Source organism: Clostridium sp. D43t1_170807_H7, assembly GCF_015555905.1.
Classification (GTDB): domain Bacteria; phylum Bacillota; class Clostridia; order Clostridiales; family Clostridiaceae; genus Clostridium.
The window spans coordinates 1-17,960 of sequence record NZ_JADNLK010000021.1 but is presented as its reverse complement, the minus strand read 5'-3'; the positions used below and the strand labels follow the sequence as shown (position 1 = coordinate 17,960).

The following is a 17,960-nucleotide window of genomic DNA, read 5'->3' as shown; positions in this document are numbered from 1 at the left end:
AAAATCTAATAAACATTTTTACTACCACTTATTAAAATATCTATTATTTAAGGAGATTTTAAAATGGATATTAAGGAAATTATGGATATAATTCCTCATAGATATCCTTTTCTTTTAATAGATAAGGTCATAAAAATTGAGGAAAATAAAATAACTGCGATAAAAAACGTTACAGCAAACGAATACTACTTTCAAGGACATTTTCCAACTGAACCTGTTATGCCTGGGGTATTAATAATTGAGTCTTTAGCACAGGCTGGTGCTGTGGCTCTTTTAAGTAAAGATGAATTTAAAGGTAAGATAGCATATTTTGCAGGAATAAATAATGCTAAATTTAGAAGAAAAGTTGTTCCAGGAGATACATTAAGATTGGAAGTTGAACTTACTAAAATACGTGGCAAAGCTGGTGTAGGATATGGAATTGCTTATGTTGAAGATAAGAAGGTTTGTGAAGGAGAATTAACCTTCATGGTAGGTTAATAAAAAGAGGTGTTTTATGATTAGAAAAGTTTTAATAGCTAATAGAGGTGAAATTGCTGTAAGAATCATAAGAGCTTGTAGAGAGCTTGGATTAAAAACTGTTGCTATTTATTCTGAAATTGATAAAGATGCCATGCATACAGAACTTGCAGATGAAGCTATTTGTGTTGGAACTTCAAAATCTAAAGATTCTTACCTTAATGAAAGTAATATAATAAGTGCAGCAGTAGTAACAGGTTGTAACGCAATTCATCCTGGCTTTGGATTTTTATCAGAGAAAGCTAGCTTTGCAAGTATGTGCGAAGAATGTAATATTAAGTTTATTGGCCCAAGTAGCGAAACAATAAATATTATGGGAAATAAATCAGTAGCAAGAGAAATAATGAAAAATGCCGGTGTTCCAGTTATTCCTGGTAGTGATGGTCTTATTGAAAATATTGAAGAGGCTAAAATAGAAGCCAAAAGAATTGGATATCCAATAATGATTAAAGCTTCCTTAGGTGGAGGAGGAAAAGGTATAAGAATTGTTGCTAATGAAGATGAACTAGAAAATGCATTTTTTACTGCAAGAACAGAAGCAAAAAATAACTTTGGTGATGATTCAGTATATATGGAGAAATTCATAGAAAATCCAAGGCATATAGAATTTCAAATTTTAGGTGATACCTTTGGTAATATAATTCATCTTGGTGAAAGAGACTGTACTATCCAAAGAAGGAATCAAAAAGTACTTGAAGAAGCTCCATCTTATATCTTAAATGATGAATTAAGAAAAGAAATGGGTGAGGCAGCAATTAAAGCCGCAAAAGCAGTTAAGTATGTTAATGCTGGTACAATTGAATTTTTAGTAGATAAACATGGTGACTTTTATTTCATGGAAATGAATACTAGAATTCAAGTAGAACATCCTGTAACTGAAATGATAACTTCTGTTGATATAGTAAAAGAACAATTAAAAATTGCTAACGGTAATGAATTACAGCTTACACAGGATGATATAAAAATAGAAGGTCATGCTATTGAGTGTAGAATAAATGCTGAAAATCCAAAGAAATCATTTGCTCCTTGCCCTGGCAAAATTAGCTTTTTAAATATACCTGGAGGTAATGGTATTAGGGTTGATACAGCTGTTTATAATGGTTATACTATTCCACCAACTTATGATTCTATGATAGCAAAGGTTATTTCTCATGGAAAAACTAGAGAAGAAGCAATCAATAAAATGTTAAGGGCTCTAGATGAATTTACTATTGAAGGAATAGAGAGCAATATAGATTTTCAAATTGATATTTTAAATAATGATATATTCCGCTTAGGAACTTTTGATACAAGTTTTATAAGCAAAGAATATAATCTATAAGTTGGTGAAATTATGGGTATTTTTAAGAAAAAACAATATGGTGTAATAAATATGCCACCTGTTGATACTAATGATACTCCCATTGTTCCTGATGGAGCATGGGTAAAGTGTAATCATTGTGGAAAGATTTTATATAAAAAAAATTTAGAAGAAAATTATAAAATGTGTCCTAATTGTAATTATTATTTTAGATTAGGTGCACATGAAAGATTAGATTTAATTTGTGATAAGGATACATTTGTTGAATTTAATAAATGTCTAGAGTCGAAAAATCCAATGAACTTCCCTGGCTATGATAATAAATTAAAGATGAGTAAAGAAAATTCTAAAATTAATGAAGCCGTTGTAACTGGAAAATGTAAAATAAACGGAACTGAATCTATTATTTGTATAATGGATTCTAACTTTATGATGGGAAGTATGGGTACAGTTGTTGGTGAAAAAATAACCTTTGCTATTGAAAAAGCAATTAATGAAGAGCTTCCTATAATAATCTTTACAGCTTCTGGTGGTGCAAGAATGCAAGAGGGAATTCTTTCATTAATGCAAATGGCTAAAATTAGTGCAGCACTGGCAAAGCATAGTGAAAAAGGGTTACTTTATATTACGGTTTTAACTGATCCTACAACAGGTGGAGTTACTGCAAGCTTTGCAATGTTAGGAGATATAATTATTGCAGAGCCAAAAGCTTTAATTGGATTTGCAGGAAGAAGGGTTATTGAAGGAACCATTAAAGAAAAGCTACCTGATGATTTTCAAAGTGCAGAATTCTTATTAGAAAAGGGCTTTGTAGATAATATTGTAGATAGAGCTGAATTAAAGAATACACTATCCCTATTATTAGAGTTACACAAACCTCAAGGAGGTGCATCAGTTGAATAAAAAGGTTAAAGCATGGGATAGATTAACAATTGCTAGAATGGTTGAAAGACCAAATGCTGAAGATTATATAAAACTAATTTTTAATAATTTTTTTGAATTACACGGAGATAGAAACTATAGAGATGATAAATCTATCATTGGAGGAATAGGGTTATTAGAAGATATTCCAGTTACTATAGTTGGTATTCAAAAAGGTAAAAACTTAAAAGAGAATATGGAAAGAAATTTTGGTTCACCTTATCCTGAGGGATACAGAAAAGCATTAAGGTTAATGAAGCAAGCTGAAAAATTTAAAAGACCAATTATTTGTTTTATAAATACTCCTGGAGCATATTGCGGTGTAGAAGCTGAAGAACGTGGTCAAGGAGAAGCTATTGCTAGAAACTTGTTGGAAATATCTCAACTTACTGTACCTATTATTTCTATAATTATAGGTGAAGGAGGGAGTGGTGGCGCCATAGCACTAGCTTGTGGTGATAGAGTGTGGGCGCTAGAAAATTCTATATATTCTATTTTATCACCTGAAGGATTTGCTTCTATATTATTAAAAGATTCATCAAAAGCTCAAGAAGTTTCAGAAATAATGGGAATGACTTCTTATGACTTATTAGAAAAAGGTATAATTGAAAAGATTATTAAGGAACCTGATGGCGGTGCTCAAAATGATATTAATTTTGTTGCAAATGAAATTAAAAGTAATTTAATAAATGAAATAAAAATTTTGCAAAACAAAACTGTAAGAGAACTTTTAAATCAAAGATATTTACGTTATAGAGATTTTTAATAAATAAAATTAAATGAATTAAAATGAGCAGGTAATATTAAAACCTGCTCATTTATTTTAAGGTAATTATACAGAGGTATGTGTAGCTTAATACACAAAATGTATCTACATTAAAGATTATTACCATTTTTTATATTTTATACACAATATTTATATTTTTTCTTCTTGATATATTACAAAATTGTAATTTAAATGTAATATATTTATATGAGTGTGCTTTTAATTTTTATTGTATAATATATTTATAATTAAATTAAAGAAAAGGAATTTATATGTATGGCAAAAAAAGGTAGATTTAAATTGGTAAAATTTTTATTGACTTCCATACTCTTAATATTTTTCACTTTTATGTTGATAATTTCTAGTATTTATCGTTCTATTGTTAATGATATAGAAATTCAAAATATAGTTAATGAAATACAATCTGGATCTAATTATGTACAAGCTGAAGATATTAGCCAAATTTTTTTAGATGCAATTGTTGCAATTGAAGATCACCGTTTCTATAAACATGGTGCAATTGATTTAATATCTATAGCTCGTGCAACATTTATTAACATAAAAAATAAAGAAATTGTTGAGGGGGGAAGTACTATTACTCAACAGTTAGTAAAAAATTTATTTCTAAATATGGATCAAACTTTAGAAAGAAAAATAAATGAGATATTTATAGCATTTGAACTTGAAAAATTATACTCAAAAAAAGAAATTCTAGAGCTTTATGTTAATGTTGTTTACTATGGAGATGGATTTACAGGAATAAAATCTGCAGATAATAATTTTTAATCCAAAAGTCTTTATTTATAGGAGAATATTATGAGTTTTTCGATATTATATATTATATGGTAAATAGTTGTATTTATGATAAAAAGTAAATGTTTCAGGAGGGTATTAGATGTTAACGTCAATAAAAAATGCAATATTTTATCACATTTATCCATTAGGCTTTTGTGGGGTTATAAATAATAGAAAAAGTATATCATCAGCTTCTGGATTTAATAAGTTTGATGATAAATGGATAAATCACTTAAAAAATATGGGCATAAATGCAATTTATTTTGGACCTATATTTCAATCTAGCTATCATGGTTATGATACAATAGATTATCTAAAAATAGATGAGCGCTTAGGAACAAATAGTGATTTTAAAAATATAGTTTCTAAACTCCATGCTAATAATATAAGAGTTATTATCGATGGTGTATTTAATCATGTAGGAAGAGAGTTTTGGGCATTTGTAGATGTTAAAAATAACAAATCAAATTCGCAGTATTCTTCTTGGTTTAACATTGACTTTAATGGCAATAGTAACTATAATGACGGCTTTTATTATGAAGGCTGGGAAGGTCACTATGATTTAGTTAAATTAAATCTATATAATAAAGATGTAAAATGTTATTTACTTCATGTTGTTGAAGAATGGATTAATGAATTTGATATTGATGGTATAAGATTAGATGTTGCATATTTATTAGATAAAGACTTTATTAAAGAATTAAGATTTACAACTAATAAATTAAAAAATGATTTTTGGCTAATGGGAGAAATGATTCATGGCGATTATAATTCTATAGTTTCACCAGAAATGCTACATTCTGCTACAAATTATGAATTATATAAAGGATTATATTCAAGTCATAATGATAAAAATTATTTTGAAATAGCTTATTCACTTAATAGACAATTCGGTGAATATGGGATATATAAAAATTTAACATTATATAACTTTGTTGATAATCACGATGTAAATAGAATAGCAACTATAATAAATGACAAAAGATATTTAAAAAATATATACACTTTATTATTCACAATTCCAGGAATCCCATCAATTTATTATGGTAGTGAGTGGGGAATAGAGGGCGATAGAAGTATAACTGATCTTAATCTAAGGCCAGAACTTTCAATAGATGATTTCTATAATAATGAAAAATCAAAAAATCTTGAAGATTTTATTACAAGGTTAATTACTATAAGGAAAAATAATAAAGAACTTACTTTAGGTATATATAAAGAATTTGTTGTCAAAAATAAACAATTTGCATTTGGTAGATACCTAAATGATAATTGGATAATAATATTATTAAATCTAGATGATAAAGAAGAATCAATTGAACTTAATGCTCCATTTAAAAATAGTACTATTACTAATTTGTTAGATGAAAATAATAAATATATAAATGAAAATAATAAAATGATTATAAAAATGGAACCTTTTAGCAGTAAAATATTAAAAGAAATTTAATTACCTGTCTAATAAAAATATAACTCTCCTTATTTAAATATCAAGGAGAGTTATAAATAAACCTATTTAATACTTTAGTATCTAAATTATTTAAAAGAATAGCTATCTATAATAAAAATTATTGATAATAAAATAAAAATAGCTGTAGATATAAATATTAATGGTGCTGAAATTACTGATAAAGTGAAATTACTATAAATTTTTCATTGATATAATTATTTAAACTTTTATTCTCTCTACAGTATCTTCTCGTAATAACTCCCCCATATTACAAGTAGTATATCCTAATTATATTCATAAATTTTTCAAACTAGAATGACAATGAAAACATTATCACTAAAACTACTTTACTAAAATATCCCTCCAAGATGTTGACATTAAAATTTAAAGGAGTAAAATAAATAATATAGAGTTAGCACTCATCGCAGTAGAGTGCTAACAATAATATGTTAACTTAAAAGGAGAGAGTTTTATGGAAACAAAACAATTTAAAGCTGAATCTAAAAGACTTTTAGATTTAATGATTAATTCAATTTACACACATAGAGAGATCTTTCTAAGAGAGCTTATATCTAATGCTAGTGATGCTATTGATAAAATTTATTATAAGTCTTTAAGTGATGATAATATAAACTTCAATAAAGAAGATTTCTTTATTAAGGTTTCTATAGATAAAGAAAATAGAACTATAAAAATTTCTGATACAGGAATTGGTATGAGTAAGGATGAATTAGATGATAACTTAGGTGTTATTGCTAAAAGTGGTTCTCTTCAATTCAAAAAAGAAAATGAAATTAAAGATGGTTGCGATATAATAGGACAATTTGGTGTTGGTTTTTATTCCTCATTCTTAATAGCTGATAAAGTTACTGTAATTACTAAAGCTTTTGGAAGTGACGAAGCATATAAATGGGAATCTACTGGTGTTGAAGGATATACAATAGAACCTTCTACTAAGGATACAGTTGGTACTGATATTATATTACATGTAAAAGCTAACACAGAGGATGAAAATTTTGATGAATATTTAAATGAATATAAAATTCAATCTTTAATAAAGAAATATTCAGATTTTATTAGATATCCAATCAAAATGGATCTTACTGAAAGAAAACTTAAAGAAGGAACTGAAAATGAGTATGAACACTATATAGAAGAAAAAGTAGTTAATAGTATGGTCCCAATTTGGAGAAAAAATAAAAATGAATTAACTCAAGAAGATTACAATAATTTTTATAAAGAAAAACATTATGGATTTGATACTCCTTTAAAACATATTCATTTAAGTGTTGATGGAACTGTAAGCTATAATGCAATATTATATATTCCTGAAAATATGCCTTATGATTTCTATACAAAAGATTATGAAAAGGGATTAGAGTTATATTCTAATGGAGTTATGATAATGAATAAATGCTCCGACCTTCTTCCTGACTATTTTGGATTTGTTAAAGGAATTGTTGATTCAGAAGATTTATCATTAAATATATCTAGAGAAATTCTTCAACATGATAGACAATTAAGATTCATTGCTAAAAATATTAAAAATAAAATCAAAAGTGAACTTGAAAAAATGCTTAGAAATGAAAGAGAAAATTATGAAAAATTCTATAAAGCATTTGGAAGAACTTTAAAATTTGGTGTATATGATAATTTTGGAGCTGAAAAGGAAGTACTTCAAGATTTATTAATGTTCTATTCATCAAAGGAAAAGAAGATGGTTACATTAGATGAATATATTACAAGAATGAGCGAAGAACAAAAATATATTTACTATGCTGTTGGTGAATCTATTGATAGAATTGAAAAAATGCCACAAACTGAACTTTTACTAGATAAAGGATATGAAATTCTATACTTTACAGATGATATTGATGAGTTTGCTATAAAAATGTTAATGAAATATAAAGAAAAAGAATTTAAATCTGTATCTAGTAGTGATTTAGGTATAGAAAGTAATGATGAAGAAAATAAAACAGAAGAGAATAATGAAGAAAATAAATCATTATTTGATGCTATGAAAGAGATTCTAAGCGATAAAATAAGTGCTGTTAAAGTTTCGAATAAATTAAAAAATCATCCTGTTTGCTTATCAAACGAAGGAGATTTATCTATTGAAATGGAAAAGGTATTAAATTCAATGCCAAATAATCAAGCTATAAAGGCTCAAAAGGTATTAGAAATTAATGTTCATCATGAAGTATTCAATGCTTTAAAGGATGCATATGAAAATGATAAAGATAAATTTAATTTATATACTAATCTTTTATACAATCAAGCATTGTTAATAGAAGGATTATCAATATCAGATCCTGTTGAATTCACAAACGACATCTGTAAATTAATGAAATAATTTCGAATATTTCCTAGAAAATATTTATTAAATACTTTATTAAATCCCTCATCTAATGTAATGAGTACATTAAATGGGGGATTCCTTATTATATATAAATTTAAAATTCTTTAATTTCGCCTTTTGAATTCTCTGTAATTGAAAAATTTTTAATGTCTTTAAATTCATTTTCTAATTGGAATGAAAGCTCAGTAATATTACATAAATTTAACACCTTTTTTTAGTAAGAAAATCTATTATTTTTATAAATATATTTTACAAACATATATTAAATCCTGTATAATCAACAGTGCTAAAATAATTTAACTATTCTATGTTAATCTAAAGAAAAAATTTTTATCAATGATATTGGAGGGAAATACATGGAAATAAAGGATAGAGGATTAAATGAAAAAATTAATCAATTAAAAAAAGGTTTGGAAATAGTTGGCGGAAAATCTAATTTACTATTAGAGGATAATAATGAAATTTTAAACTATATCATAGAAAAGGCTTTTAACGATGGAATCGTTAAATTTAATATAAACAATATTGAATATACTATTAATGAGTTAATTAAATGTAAACAAGCTTATGAAATTTATTTCCTAAAAAATAAATTAACTACTCTAAACTCAATAATTTATAAAATTAAAAAATATGATACATCTTTAGACTCATTAATAAGAAAATATAAAAAAAGCAGATCATTAGAAGAATATAATGAAATTACTAATAGAATTAAAAAAACTTATAGACTTGATATTAATAAATTAGTACTAAATAGTATTAATAGTGAAATTTTAGATAAATTAAGTCTAGAAGAACAAGAAGCTTTTTATAGTGAATATTTAAGTCAAAAAAGAAAGCAAATAATTGATAGTGTTATTAGTAAAATGGGGATAGTTTAGTATTAAACTATCCTTTTTATTTTATACACCTTTATTATTAAAATCTGGTACAAATTCTTCTGAATTAGTTCCGGATTCTTGAATAAATCCATTTTTTACTCCTAATGAAAGGGCATAATTAATAATAGAGTCATATGTTTTTTCATTAATGCTTTTATTAATTTCAGGATACATTTTAGCATTGTACATTGGCGTATATTGATTCATTAATGATATATACACACTATCTTCAAATTTTTTATAAATTGCATCAATAATCTTTTTTGAATCAAATAATAATCCAGGCAATAATAAATGTCTTACAATAACTCCTTTCACAATAATTCCATCTTCATTAAATTTCGGATGCCCCACTTGTTTTACCATTTCATCTATAACTTCTAATACATTTTTCGAGTATCCTTTTATCTTTGAATATTTTAAGGCATATTTATCTTCAAAATACTTAAAATCAGGTAAATAAACATCTATGTATCCATTTAAAGTTTTTATTGTATCTAATGTATCTATAGAATTCGTATTATATATTATAGGTAAATTAAGCCCTTTATTCTTTGCTATTTTTAATGATTCTATAATTTGTGGCACAAAGTGCGTTGGCGTAACTAAATTAATATTATTTGCTCCTTTATCTTGTAATTCTAAGAATATTTCTGCTAATCTGTCTATTGTTATTTCTGTTCCAAATCCTTCACTTGATATTTTATAGTTTTGACAAAAAACACATTTTAAATTGCAATTAGAAAAGAATACTGTTCCTGAGCCACTTTTCCCTGAAATGCATGGCTCTTCCCAAAAATGTAGAGCAGCTCTTGCTATTCTTATACTATTAGTACTATTGCATACGCCTTTAATTCCTTTATTTCTATTTACATTACAATTTCTCATACATAAAGTACAATTTTCTAATAATTTCATATAATCCATATAAACACCTCGTAAAAATTAGTATATCAGTATATATTACATTAATCAATTTAAGGTAACATATAGTTATTTTAGGTCAACTGTGGTATAATTGTGGCATAATGAAAATTCGAGAGGTGTAATATAATGAATACGGTAACGGTTGTAATAAATGGTATTGAATATAATTTGAGAGGAAAAGAAGATGAAAGATATTTGTCTGAAGTTGCCGCTTATGTAGATACTAAAATAAGAGAAATTTCAGGAAGCAATAAAAAATTAAGTACAAGTTCTGCTGCAGTTCTTACTGCTGTTAATATTGCTGATGAACTTTTTAAATGTGATTTAGAAATTGGAAATATTACTAAGAAAAAAAATTCTCTTGAAGAACGTCATTTAACATTAAAAGAAAGATTAAGAGAACTTAAAGTTGAAATAGACGAAACTGCAAAAGCAAGGGCCTCGGAAGTTGAGTCTCTAAATTCTGTTATCTTTGATATGGAATCAAAGTTAAAAGAGTTAGAAAGCTATAAATTATTAAGTGAAGAGTTAACAGAGAAAGTAAAAACATTAACTGAAATAAACAATAATAATGAAACTCAAATTTCAGAGTTAAACAAAGAATTATTAGACTTGCAAAGTACAAATCAAAAACTTGAAGATAAGGTTAAAAGTTGTACTGATGAAATAAATAATAGAGTATCAATTTCTGAATTTGAAGAAGCCATTACAAAATTAGAAAAAACACAAAAAATTAATCTTATATTAAGTGATGAAAATGATGATCTTAAAGAAAAAGTATCAACATATCAAAATCAAGTTAATAATTATTCTATTGAAAATTCAGAATTAAAAGAAACTGAACATAAATTAAGAGAAACAATAAAATTTAAAGAAGCTGAATTAGAAGAGTTTAAGGAATTAAATGAAAAACAAAGTTTAGAAGAAAAAATCACTATGGAAAAAAAGATTAATTCATTAGAAATAGAATTGCAAGATGCTTTAAAGAAGAAGGAAACTTATAGGTTACGTAATAAGGATATTAACTTCCAACTACAAAACTATAAGTACAAAGTTTTAGATTTAGAAAAAAAACTTATTGATACTCAATTCAATCTAGCGGTAGAAAAAAGAGATAAAAATCCACTATTAAGATAAGTCTGCTCATCATTGAGCGGACTTATCTTAATTAGTATAGAAAAACAATAGTAATTATGTTATAACAATAAGTAGTTATACTAGATTAATAGTAAATACTTATAGATTTTAAACGAAAGATTACATTAACTTTTTAAATTTAGGAGAGATTTTTATGAATAAAATAGAAGTTCTAGCACCAGCTGGAAGTATGGAAAGTTTGTATGCTGCTATAAATAAGGGGGCTGATGCTGTTTACCTTGGTGGAAACAAATTTTCTGCTAGAGCTTATGCATCGAATTTTGATAATGAAAACATGCAAAAAGCTATTGATTATGCCCATAGTTATGGTGTGAAAATTTATGTAACTATAAATACAATACTAAAAGAAAATGAAATTGAAGAAGCTGTTAGATATGTTGGATATTTATATGAAATAGGTGCCGATGCTCTAATAATTCAAGACTTAGGTCTTTTCAAAAGAATTAAAGAAGATTATCCTGACTTTGAACTTCATGCTTCTACACAAATGACAATTCATAATGGAGAAGCTGCTATATATTTTAAAGAAAAAGGCTTTCATAGGGTTGTTTTGTCTAGAGAAATGACAATTGATGAAATTAAATATATATCTACAGATTTAATGATAGAAACTGAAATGTTTGTTCATGGGGCGATTTGTGTTAGTTATTCTGGGCAATGTCTAATGAGTTCAATAATAGGTGGAAGAAGCGGTAATAGGGGAAGATGTGCTCAACCTTGTAGAATGGAATATATATTAAAAGGTGAAAAATCTGGTGAGCAAAAAGGACATTTATTAAGTCCAAAAGATATGTGTACTATAGATGATATTAAAGATATAGTTGAAAGTGGAACTCATTCTTTAAAAATAGAAGGAAGAATGAAAAGACCAGAATATGTAGCTGGAGTAGTAGATAACTATAGAAAAGCAGTAGATAAGGTATTATTTAAGAAAAAATACAATGTACAAGAAGGTAAAGGACAGTTACTACAACTCTTTAATAGAAGTGGATTTACCAACGCATATTTAAAAGGTAATACTGGTAGGGATATGATGAGTTTCAACTCTCCAAAAAATGCTGGAGTTCCACTAGGAGTAGTAGAAAAATCAGGTGAAATTAAACTTAAAGAAAGTTTATCTTTAGGCGATGGAGTTAGATATAGAGATAAAGGCTTCTCAGTAAGTAAAATTTTATTGAATGGAAAAGAAGTTTCCAATGCTAAAAGAGGAGATATCGTTAAACTTTTCCCTATAGATTATAAAAAAGGTGATGAATTATTTAAGAGCTTAAATAAACAACTTTTTGATGAATTAGAAGATTATATTAAACCTTATAATAAGAAAATTTCTTTAAATGCAAGAGTTAAATTTGCTGTTAATTCTCCAATTGAACTAAACATAATACATAATAATAAAGAATATAGATTTAGTGGTGAAATTGTACAAAAAGCAGAAAAAAGACCTTTAGATAAAGAAAGAATTGAAGAAGCACTAAAAAAATCTGGTGATATCCCATTTAAATTAGATTTTATTGAGTTTACTGAATTCGAAGATGGATTCTTACGTATTGCTGATTTAAATAATTTAAGAAGAGATGCTTTAGAGGGTATCACTAAAAGCATTTGTAAGAAATATAGAAGAAAACGTCCAAAGAAAGAGGATAAAAATTTATCTGATTCAATAAATAATGATATTAATATTTCTGAAATATATAGTTGTATTACAAAAGACCAACTTAATGCATTATTAGATTGTAAAGTTAAACATATAGCTTTTGACATATTTAGTAGGGAATTAGGTGCTCTTAGAATATCTGACTTAATTGATACATTTGATAGGGTAAATGGAGATATAAATTTATACATAAAAACATCTTCTATAATAAAAGGTGAATTTGATAAGGTATGTAAATTTATAGATAAGGCTAAACCTTACATAAAAGGAATAATAACTTCTAATATAGGATTAATTAACATATATAAAGATTCACTTATTATAATTGGTGATTATAAACTTAATATAATGAACTCTCAGAGTTTAGAATTTTATCAAAGAGAAATTTCAATTCCTACATTAAGCATGGAATTAAATAGGACAGAAATTAAAGAAATAACTCGTAAAAATAAAGGAAATAATGCCTATGTTATTTATGGTAAACCAGAGCTTATGATTAGTGAATATTGTCCAATAGGAAGTACTTTTGGAGGTAGAAAAACTAATGTAGAATGTAATGCTATTTGTACCAGAGATAAATTTACTCTTATAGATAGAGTAAATGAAAAAAATAGAGTAATGACTGATTTATTCTGCAGAAGTTATATCTTGAATCCAGTACCACTAAATTTATTTGATGAAATTAGTATGCTGAAGGAAATGGGAATTAAGACATTTAGATTTGATTTTAGAGATGAAAATTATGAAGAAGTAAAAAAAGTAATTAATATGTATAAAAATAATGAATCTTATGATAAGAGTAATTATACTAAAGGGCTGTTTAGAAGAGGAATAGAATAGGAGGGGGAGCTATGAAAATAATAAATATATTATTATTAGTTTCTGTATTTATATTTGGTATTATTCAAATGAGAAAATCATCATCTATAATTAGAACAGATTGGTTCAAAAATTTATCTTATAATGAAAAGCTTACAATAACAGCTGAAATAAAAGATAATTGGAAAACAAGTATTATTTTACTTGCTATAATAGTTTGTGCAATGCTAATTTTAATTTCTTCTTTTATTGGAAAAACTCATTATTATGAGAATATAATTAATATATCAATTTTAATTATAAATATTATAGTAACAATATTGTTAATTGTTAATAACCAAAAATTATCAAAAGATATAAAAAAATAGCGTTTATATAGGAGAAATTTATGAAGGAAAGAACTTTACGAATTTTAGAATTTAACAAAGTGAAAAATAAGCTTAGAAGCTATGCTGTAACTAGTGGTGGGAAAGAGTTAATAGATGCTCTTTCTCCATATAATTCAATTTATGAAGTTGAAAATAAACTAGAAGAGACTAATGAAGCTTTAGATATATTAATAAAAAAAGGGACTCCACCATTTGAAGGCTTACATGAAACAAAAGAAGAACTTGAAAGAGCTAGTAAAGGTGGTACATTAAATCCAGGACAATTAATGAAAATTGGATCAATGCTTAGATGTTCTAGAAGATTCAAAGAATATGTTTCAAGAAAGGAGGAAGAAATAGGCTATAAACATCTTGAAGATTTAGCTTATATTTTAGTACCACTTAAAAATCTTGAAAATGAGATTGATTCTGCTATTATTTCTGAAGATGAAATAAGTGATAAAGCAAGTGGAACTTTATATAATATAAGAAGAAGTCTAAAAGAAAAAAATTCATCTGTTAGAGAAAAAATTAATTCTATTGTTAGGGCTAACTCAAAATATTTACAAGATTCTCTTTACACAATGAGAGGAGATAGATATGTAATTCCTGTTAAATCAGAGTATAAAGGTGCAGTACCTGGCCTTGTGCATGATCAAAGTTCTACTGGTGCAACACTTTTTATTGAACCAATTAGTTTAGTTAATTTAAATAATGAAATCAAGGAATTAATGCTTAAAGAAAAAGCTGAAATAGAACGAATATTAAGTGAGCTTTCTGCAAAGGTTCATGATAATATTGACGCTTTAAAAAGTAACTCTAACATTCTAAGAGAGCTAGATTTTATATTTGCTAAAGGAAAATATGCTTCTTCATTAAATGCAATAAAGCCAACTGTTAGAAACGACAGAAGTTTCGATATCTTAGGTGGAAAACATCCTTTAATTGATCCTAAAGTAGTGGTTCCTTCTGATATATATTTAGGTGAAGAGTTTACTACACTTATGATTACAGGTCCTAATACAGGAGGTAAAACTGTAACATTAAAAACTGTTGGTTTATTACATCTAATGGCACTAAGTGGATTATTAATACCAGCAAAAGATGGTTCATCAATTGGTTTCTTCAAAGATATTTTTGCAGATATAGGTGATGAACAAAGTATAGAACAATCTTTATCAACTTTTTCATCACATATGACTAATATAGTAACAATTTTAGAAGCTGCTTCTTTTGATTCGTTGGTACTATTTGATGAATTAGGTTCAGGAACTGATCCAACTGAAGGTGCTGCATTAGCTGTTGCAATTATCGAAACTTTAAATAAAAGAGGATGTAGAATTATAGCTACAACACATTATAGTGAATTAAAAGGATACGCTTTAAGAACAGTCGGTGTTGAAAATGCTTCTGTTGAATTTGATGTAGAAACATTGAGACCTACATATAGATTATTAATAGGTGTTCCTGGTAAATCTAATGCTTTTGAAATATCAAAAAGGCTTGGATTAAGTGAAGATGTTATAATAAAGGCTAAAGATTTTATGTCTGAAGAAAATCTACAATTTGAGGATTTAATTAGAGATCTTCAAGAAAAGAGTATAATAGCTAATCGTGATGCAAGAGAAGCGAAAAGAATCAAAGATGAAGCAGAAAACCTAAAAAAGAAGTATGATGAAAAGCTTAAAAAGCTAGATACAGTTAGAGATAAAGTTTATGATGAAGCTCGTCAAGAAGCTAAGCAAATTATTTCTAATGCAAAAGATGAGGCTGATGAAATAGTTAAAGCAATGAGAGAGCTTGAAAAAATGGGAATAGCTGAAGGTGGTAGAAATAGACTTGAAGAAGAAAGAAGAAAACTTAAAGCTAGTCTTGAAGAAAAGGAAGCAGCTATAATTAAGTCTAGAGAAAATACTGGTGAAGCTATTACTAAAGTTACTCTTGGTATGGAAGCATTCTTACCATCTTTAAATCAAAGAGTAATAATTGTATCAACTCCTGATAACAAAGGTGATGTACAGGTAGAAGCAGGAATAATGAAAATTAGTGTTAAACTAAAAGATTTAAGAAAGGTTCCAGAAGAGCCAAAGAAAAAAGAAAAAAAGAAAAGAGAAGTTAAACTAAATATGAAATCTGTTGATAGTAGAATAGACTTAAGAGGAATGGATTCTGAAGAAGCTTGTTACAGAACAGATAAATATTTAGATGAAGCATACTTAGGAAACTTAGGTGAAGTTACTATAGTTCACGGAAAAGGAACAGGAATATTAAGAAAAGCTATTAATGATATGTTAAAAAGACATCCACATGTAAAATCATATAGACTAGGAGTATATGGTGAAGGTGGAGATGGTGTAACCATCGTAGAGCTAAAATAGAGTTAAATTAATAAATGAAATTCATTTGAAACCCTTTCTTAGTATGCTATAATTAAAGCATACTAAGGAGGGGTTTTATGTATTTAATAAGCGCATGTTTGTGTGGAGTAAATTGTAAATACAATGGATTGAATAATTATAATGAAATATGTGATAAATTATTTACTTCTGGAAATGCAATTTTAGTTTGTCCAGAACAATTAGGAGGATTACCTACACCTCGAATACCAAGTGAGATTATAGGAGAGTCTTTAAATATATTAAATAATAATAGAGTAGTAATCGATAAAAATGGTAATGATGTAACATCACAATTTATAAAAGGCGCACAAGAAACATTACAAATTGCAAAAAAACTAAACATTAAAAAAGCTATACTAAAGGATGGTAGCCCATCATGTGGTGTTAATTATATATATGATGGTAAATTTAATGGAACTAAAATAAAAGGCATGGGCCTAACAGCACAATTATTAAAAGAATCATCTATAGATGTAATAAGTGAACTTGAATTAGGAGGTAACATAAATGGGGATATTTGATTTTTTTAAAAGAAAAAAAGATATCGAAGATGATATTGATTTAGAAGAAGCTTTAAATATAAAAGAAATAAAAGAGGAAGACAATACTAATATAAATACTACAAATACTGAAACTGATAGTTTTAATTATAACTTTGTAATAGATAATATAGAAGAATTTCACAATAGAAATGAACTTACACCAGAAGAATTAAAATCTTTAATAACTGGTGAAATATTAAGAGTAGTTGATAAGTCTCAAAGTTTTGATTCAATGGAAGCATATGCAAAGGAAGCTGCAAAAGCAATAGGCATAGAAAACATACAACCTTTAACAGAGTATTTATATGGTGGTATTTCTAAACCAAATGCATTAAAAGGAAGATATAATGGGTTAGGAGCCTGGCCTAATGCTGTAAAAAATGCCGTATTAACTATATTATATTCATTTAATGAAAATAGTGTTGATGAACTATTAAAAATTGCTAATGAAAAATCTAGTAGTAGCATAAAGGCCGTGAACTTATTATGTAAAATGGCTGCTAAAGGAATTGAAGAAGATAAAATTATAGATTCCATCATTTATATAATGGAGAACTTTAGTGCTGAAAATATAATTTCAACATTAGGATTTTTATCACAAGTAAAAAATAATCCAAAAGTTTTAAGAACTCTAGAAATATATTTTAAAAAATATATTTATGATAATAATATCGAATCAGCATACGATGTTACATTAAGCATAATAAATAATGTTGGAACATTTACAAGAGAACAATTAATATTTTTAAAAGCGGTTGCACTTAGCGATGAAGTATTAGAATTATCTTTAATTTTAAAGAATGAAAATGGTGAATTTGATTTATCATCTGTAGCAGAAGATTTAAGACTTAAGGCCGCTTTAAGTTTTTATTCTTTACATAATAAAGATGAAGAAATAAATAGTAAATTAATGTACTTAAGAGATAACTCTTTAGATATGGAACTAAGAAAATATTTAACTGATATTTTAGGCTAATTTTAAATATTGTAAAAATGAAAAATGATGAATTAATATTCATCATTTTTTTAATGTATAGGAAAGTATAAAAATTTCAATGGCTGAAAGTTAGATAAAATCTAGCTTTCAGCCATTTTTTGT

General features: G+C 26.6%; 15 protein-coding genes. 14 read left to right on the top strand and 1 reads right to left on the bottom strand.

Annotated features, from left to right (window positions below):
* The first annotated feature begins 63 nt into the window (after window positions 1-63).
* From fabZ to I2E98_RS12385, 8 genes are all read left to right on the top strand, one after another.
* Window positions 64-480 carry a 3-hydroxyacyl-ACP dehydratase FabZ gene (fabZ, locus tag I2E98_RS12420; RefSeq protein ID WP_195469217.1) on the top strand — a complete coding sequence of 139 codons (417 nt, stop codon included), beginning with the start codon at window positions 64-66 and terminating at the stop codon, window positions 478-480.
* 16 nt (window positions 481-496) lie between these two features.
* Window positions 497-1,840 carry an acetyl-CoA carboxylase biotin carboxylase subunit gene (locus I2E98_RS12415; protein ID WP_195469216.1) on the top strand — a complete coding sequence of 448 codons (1,344 nt, stop codon included), beginning with the start codon at window positions 497-499 and terminating at the stop codon, window positions 1,838-1,840.
* Window positions 1,841-1,852: 12 nt separating this feature from the next.
* Window positions 1,853-2,722, top strand: a complete 870-nt coding sequence (gene accD, locus I2E98_RS12410; protein ID WP_195469215.1) for an acetyl-CoA carboxylase, carboxyltransferase subunit beta — start codon at window positions 1,853-1,855, stop codon at window positions 2,720-2,722.
* On the top strand, window positions 2,706-3,506 hold the full coding sequence (locus I2E98_RS12405) for an acetyl-CoA carboxylase carboxyltransferase subunit alpha (RefSeq protein ID WP_291656418.1): 801 nt from the start codon (window positions 2,706-2,708) through the stop codon (window positions 3,504-3,506). Before accD ends, I2E98_RS12405 begins: the two co-directional genes overlap by 17 nt.
* A 276-nt stretch (window positions 3,507-3,782) precedes the next feature.
* Window positions 3,783-4,292 (top strand): biosynthetic peptidoglycan transglycosylase, encoded by a 510-nt coding sequence (locus I2E98_RS12400; protein ID WP_243251121.1) that lies wholly within the window; start codon window positions 3,783-3,785, stop codon window positions 4,290-4,292.
* A 109-nt stretch (window positions 4,293-4,401) separates the two neighbouring features.
* Entirely contained in the window at window positions 4,402-5,751 is a 1,350-nt protein-coding gene (locus I2E98_RS12395) for an alpha-amylase family glycosyl hydrolase (RefSeq protein WP_195469213.1), read from the top strand.
* 472 nt (window positions 5,752-6,223) lie between these two features.
* Window positions 6,224-8,104, top strand: a complete 1,881-nt coding sequence (gene htpG / locus I2E98_RS12390) for a molecular chaperone HtpG (protein ID WP_195469212.1) — start codon at window positions 6,224-6,226, stop codon at window positions 8,102-8,104.
* Between the two features lie 362 nt (window positions 8,105-8,466).
* Window positions 8,467-8,994 (top strand): hypothetical protein, encoded by a 528-nt coding sequence (locus tag I2E98_RS12385; protein ID WP_195469211.1) that lies wholly within the window; start codon window positions 8,467-8,469, stop codon window positions 8,992-8,994.
* Between the two features lie 21 nt (window positions 8,995-9,015).
* Here the strand turns inward: I2E98_RS12385 and I2E98_RS12380 are convergent, their stop codons facing one another.
* Complete coding sequence (locus I2E98_RS12380; RefSeq protein WP_195469210.1) at window positions 9,016-9,921, bottom strand: radical SAM protein; 906 nt, start codon at window positions 9,919-9,921, stop codon at window positions 9,016-9,018.
* Window positions 9,922-10,047: 126 nt separating this feature from the next.
* Between I2E98_RS12380 and zapA the strand changes: the two genes are divergently transcribed.
* The 6 genes from zapA (at window position 10,048) to I2E98_RS12350 (ending at window position 17,837) form a co-directional block, all read left to right on the top strand.
* A complete protein-coding gene (gene zapA / locus I2E98_RS12375; RefSeq protein ID WP_195469209.1) occupies window positions 10,048-11,058 on the top strand; it encodes a cell division protein ZapA in 1,011 nt (336 codons plus the stop codon).
* Between the two features lie 154 nt (window positions 11,059-11,212).
* A complete protein-coding gene (locus I2E98_RS12370) occupies window positions 11,213-13,573 on the top strand; it encodes a U32 family peptidase (RefSeq protein ID WP_195469208.1) in 2,361 nt (786 codons plus the stop codon).
* Window positions 13,574-13,584: 11 nt separating this feature from the next.
* On the top strand, window positions 13,585-13,920 hold the full coding sequence (locus I2E98_RS12365) for a hypothetical protein (protein ID WP_195469207.1): 336 nt from the start codon (window positions 13,585-13,587) through the stop codon (window positions 13,918-13,920).
* 20 nt (window positions 13,921-13,940) lie between these two features.
* Window positions 13,941-16,298: an endonuclease MutS2 gene (locus I2E98_RS12360; RefSeq protein WP_195469206.1), complete on the top strand. Its 2,358-nt coding sequence runs from the start codon at window positions 13,941-13,943 to the stop codon at window positions 16,296-16,298.
* 77 nt (window positions 16,299-16,375) lie between these two features.
* The gene (locus I2E98_RS12355; RefSeq protein WP_195469205.1) at window positions 16,376-16,840 is read left to right on the top strand and encodes a DUF523 domain-containing protein; all 465 of its coding nucleotides are present in this window, start codon (window positions 16,376-16,378) and stop codon (window positions 16,838-16,840) included.
* On the top strand, window positions 16,827-17,837 hold the full coding sequence (locus I2E98_RS12350; protein WP_195469204.1) for a hypothetical protein: 1,011 nt from the start codon (window positions 16,827-16,829) through the stop codon (window positions 17,835-17,837). The genes I2E98_RS12355 and I2E98_RS12350 overlap by 14 nt, the downstream gene beginning before the upstream one ends.
* Window positions 17,838-17,960 lie beyond the last annotated feature (123 nt).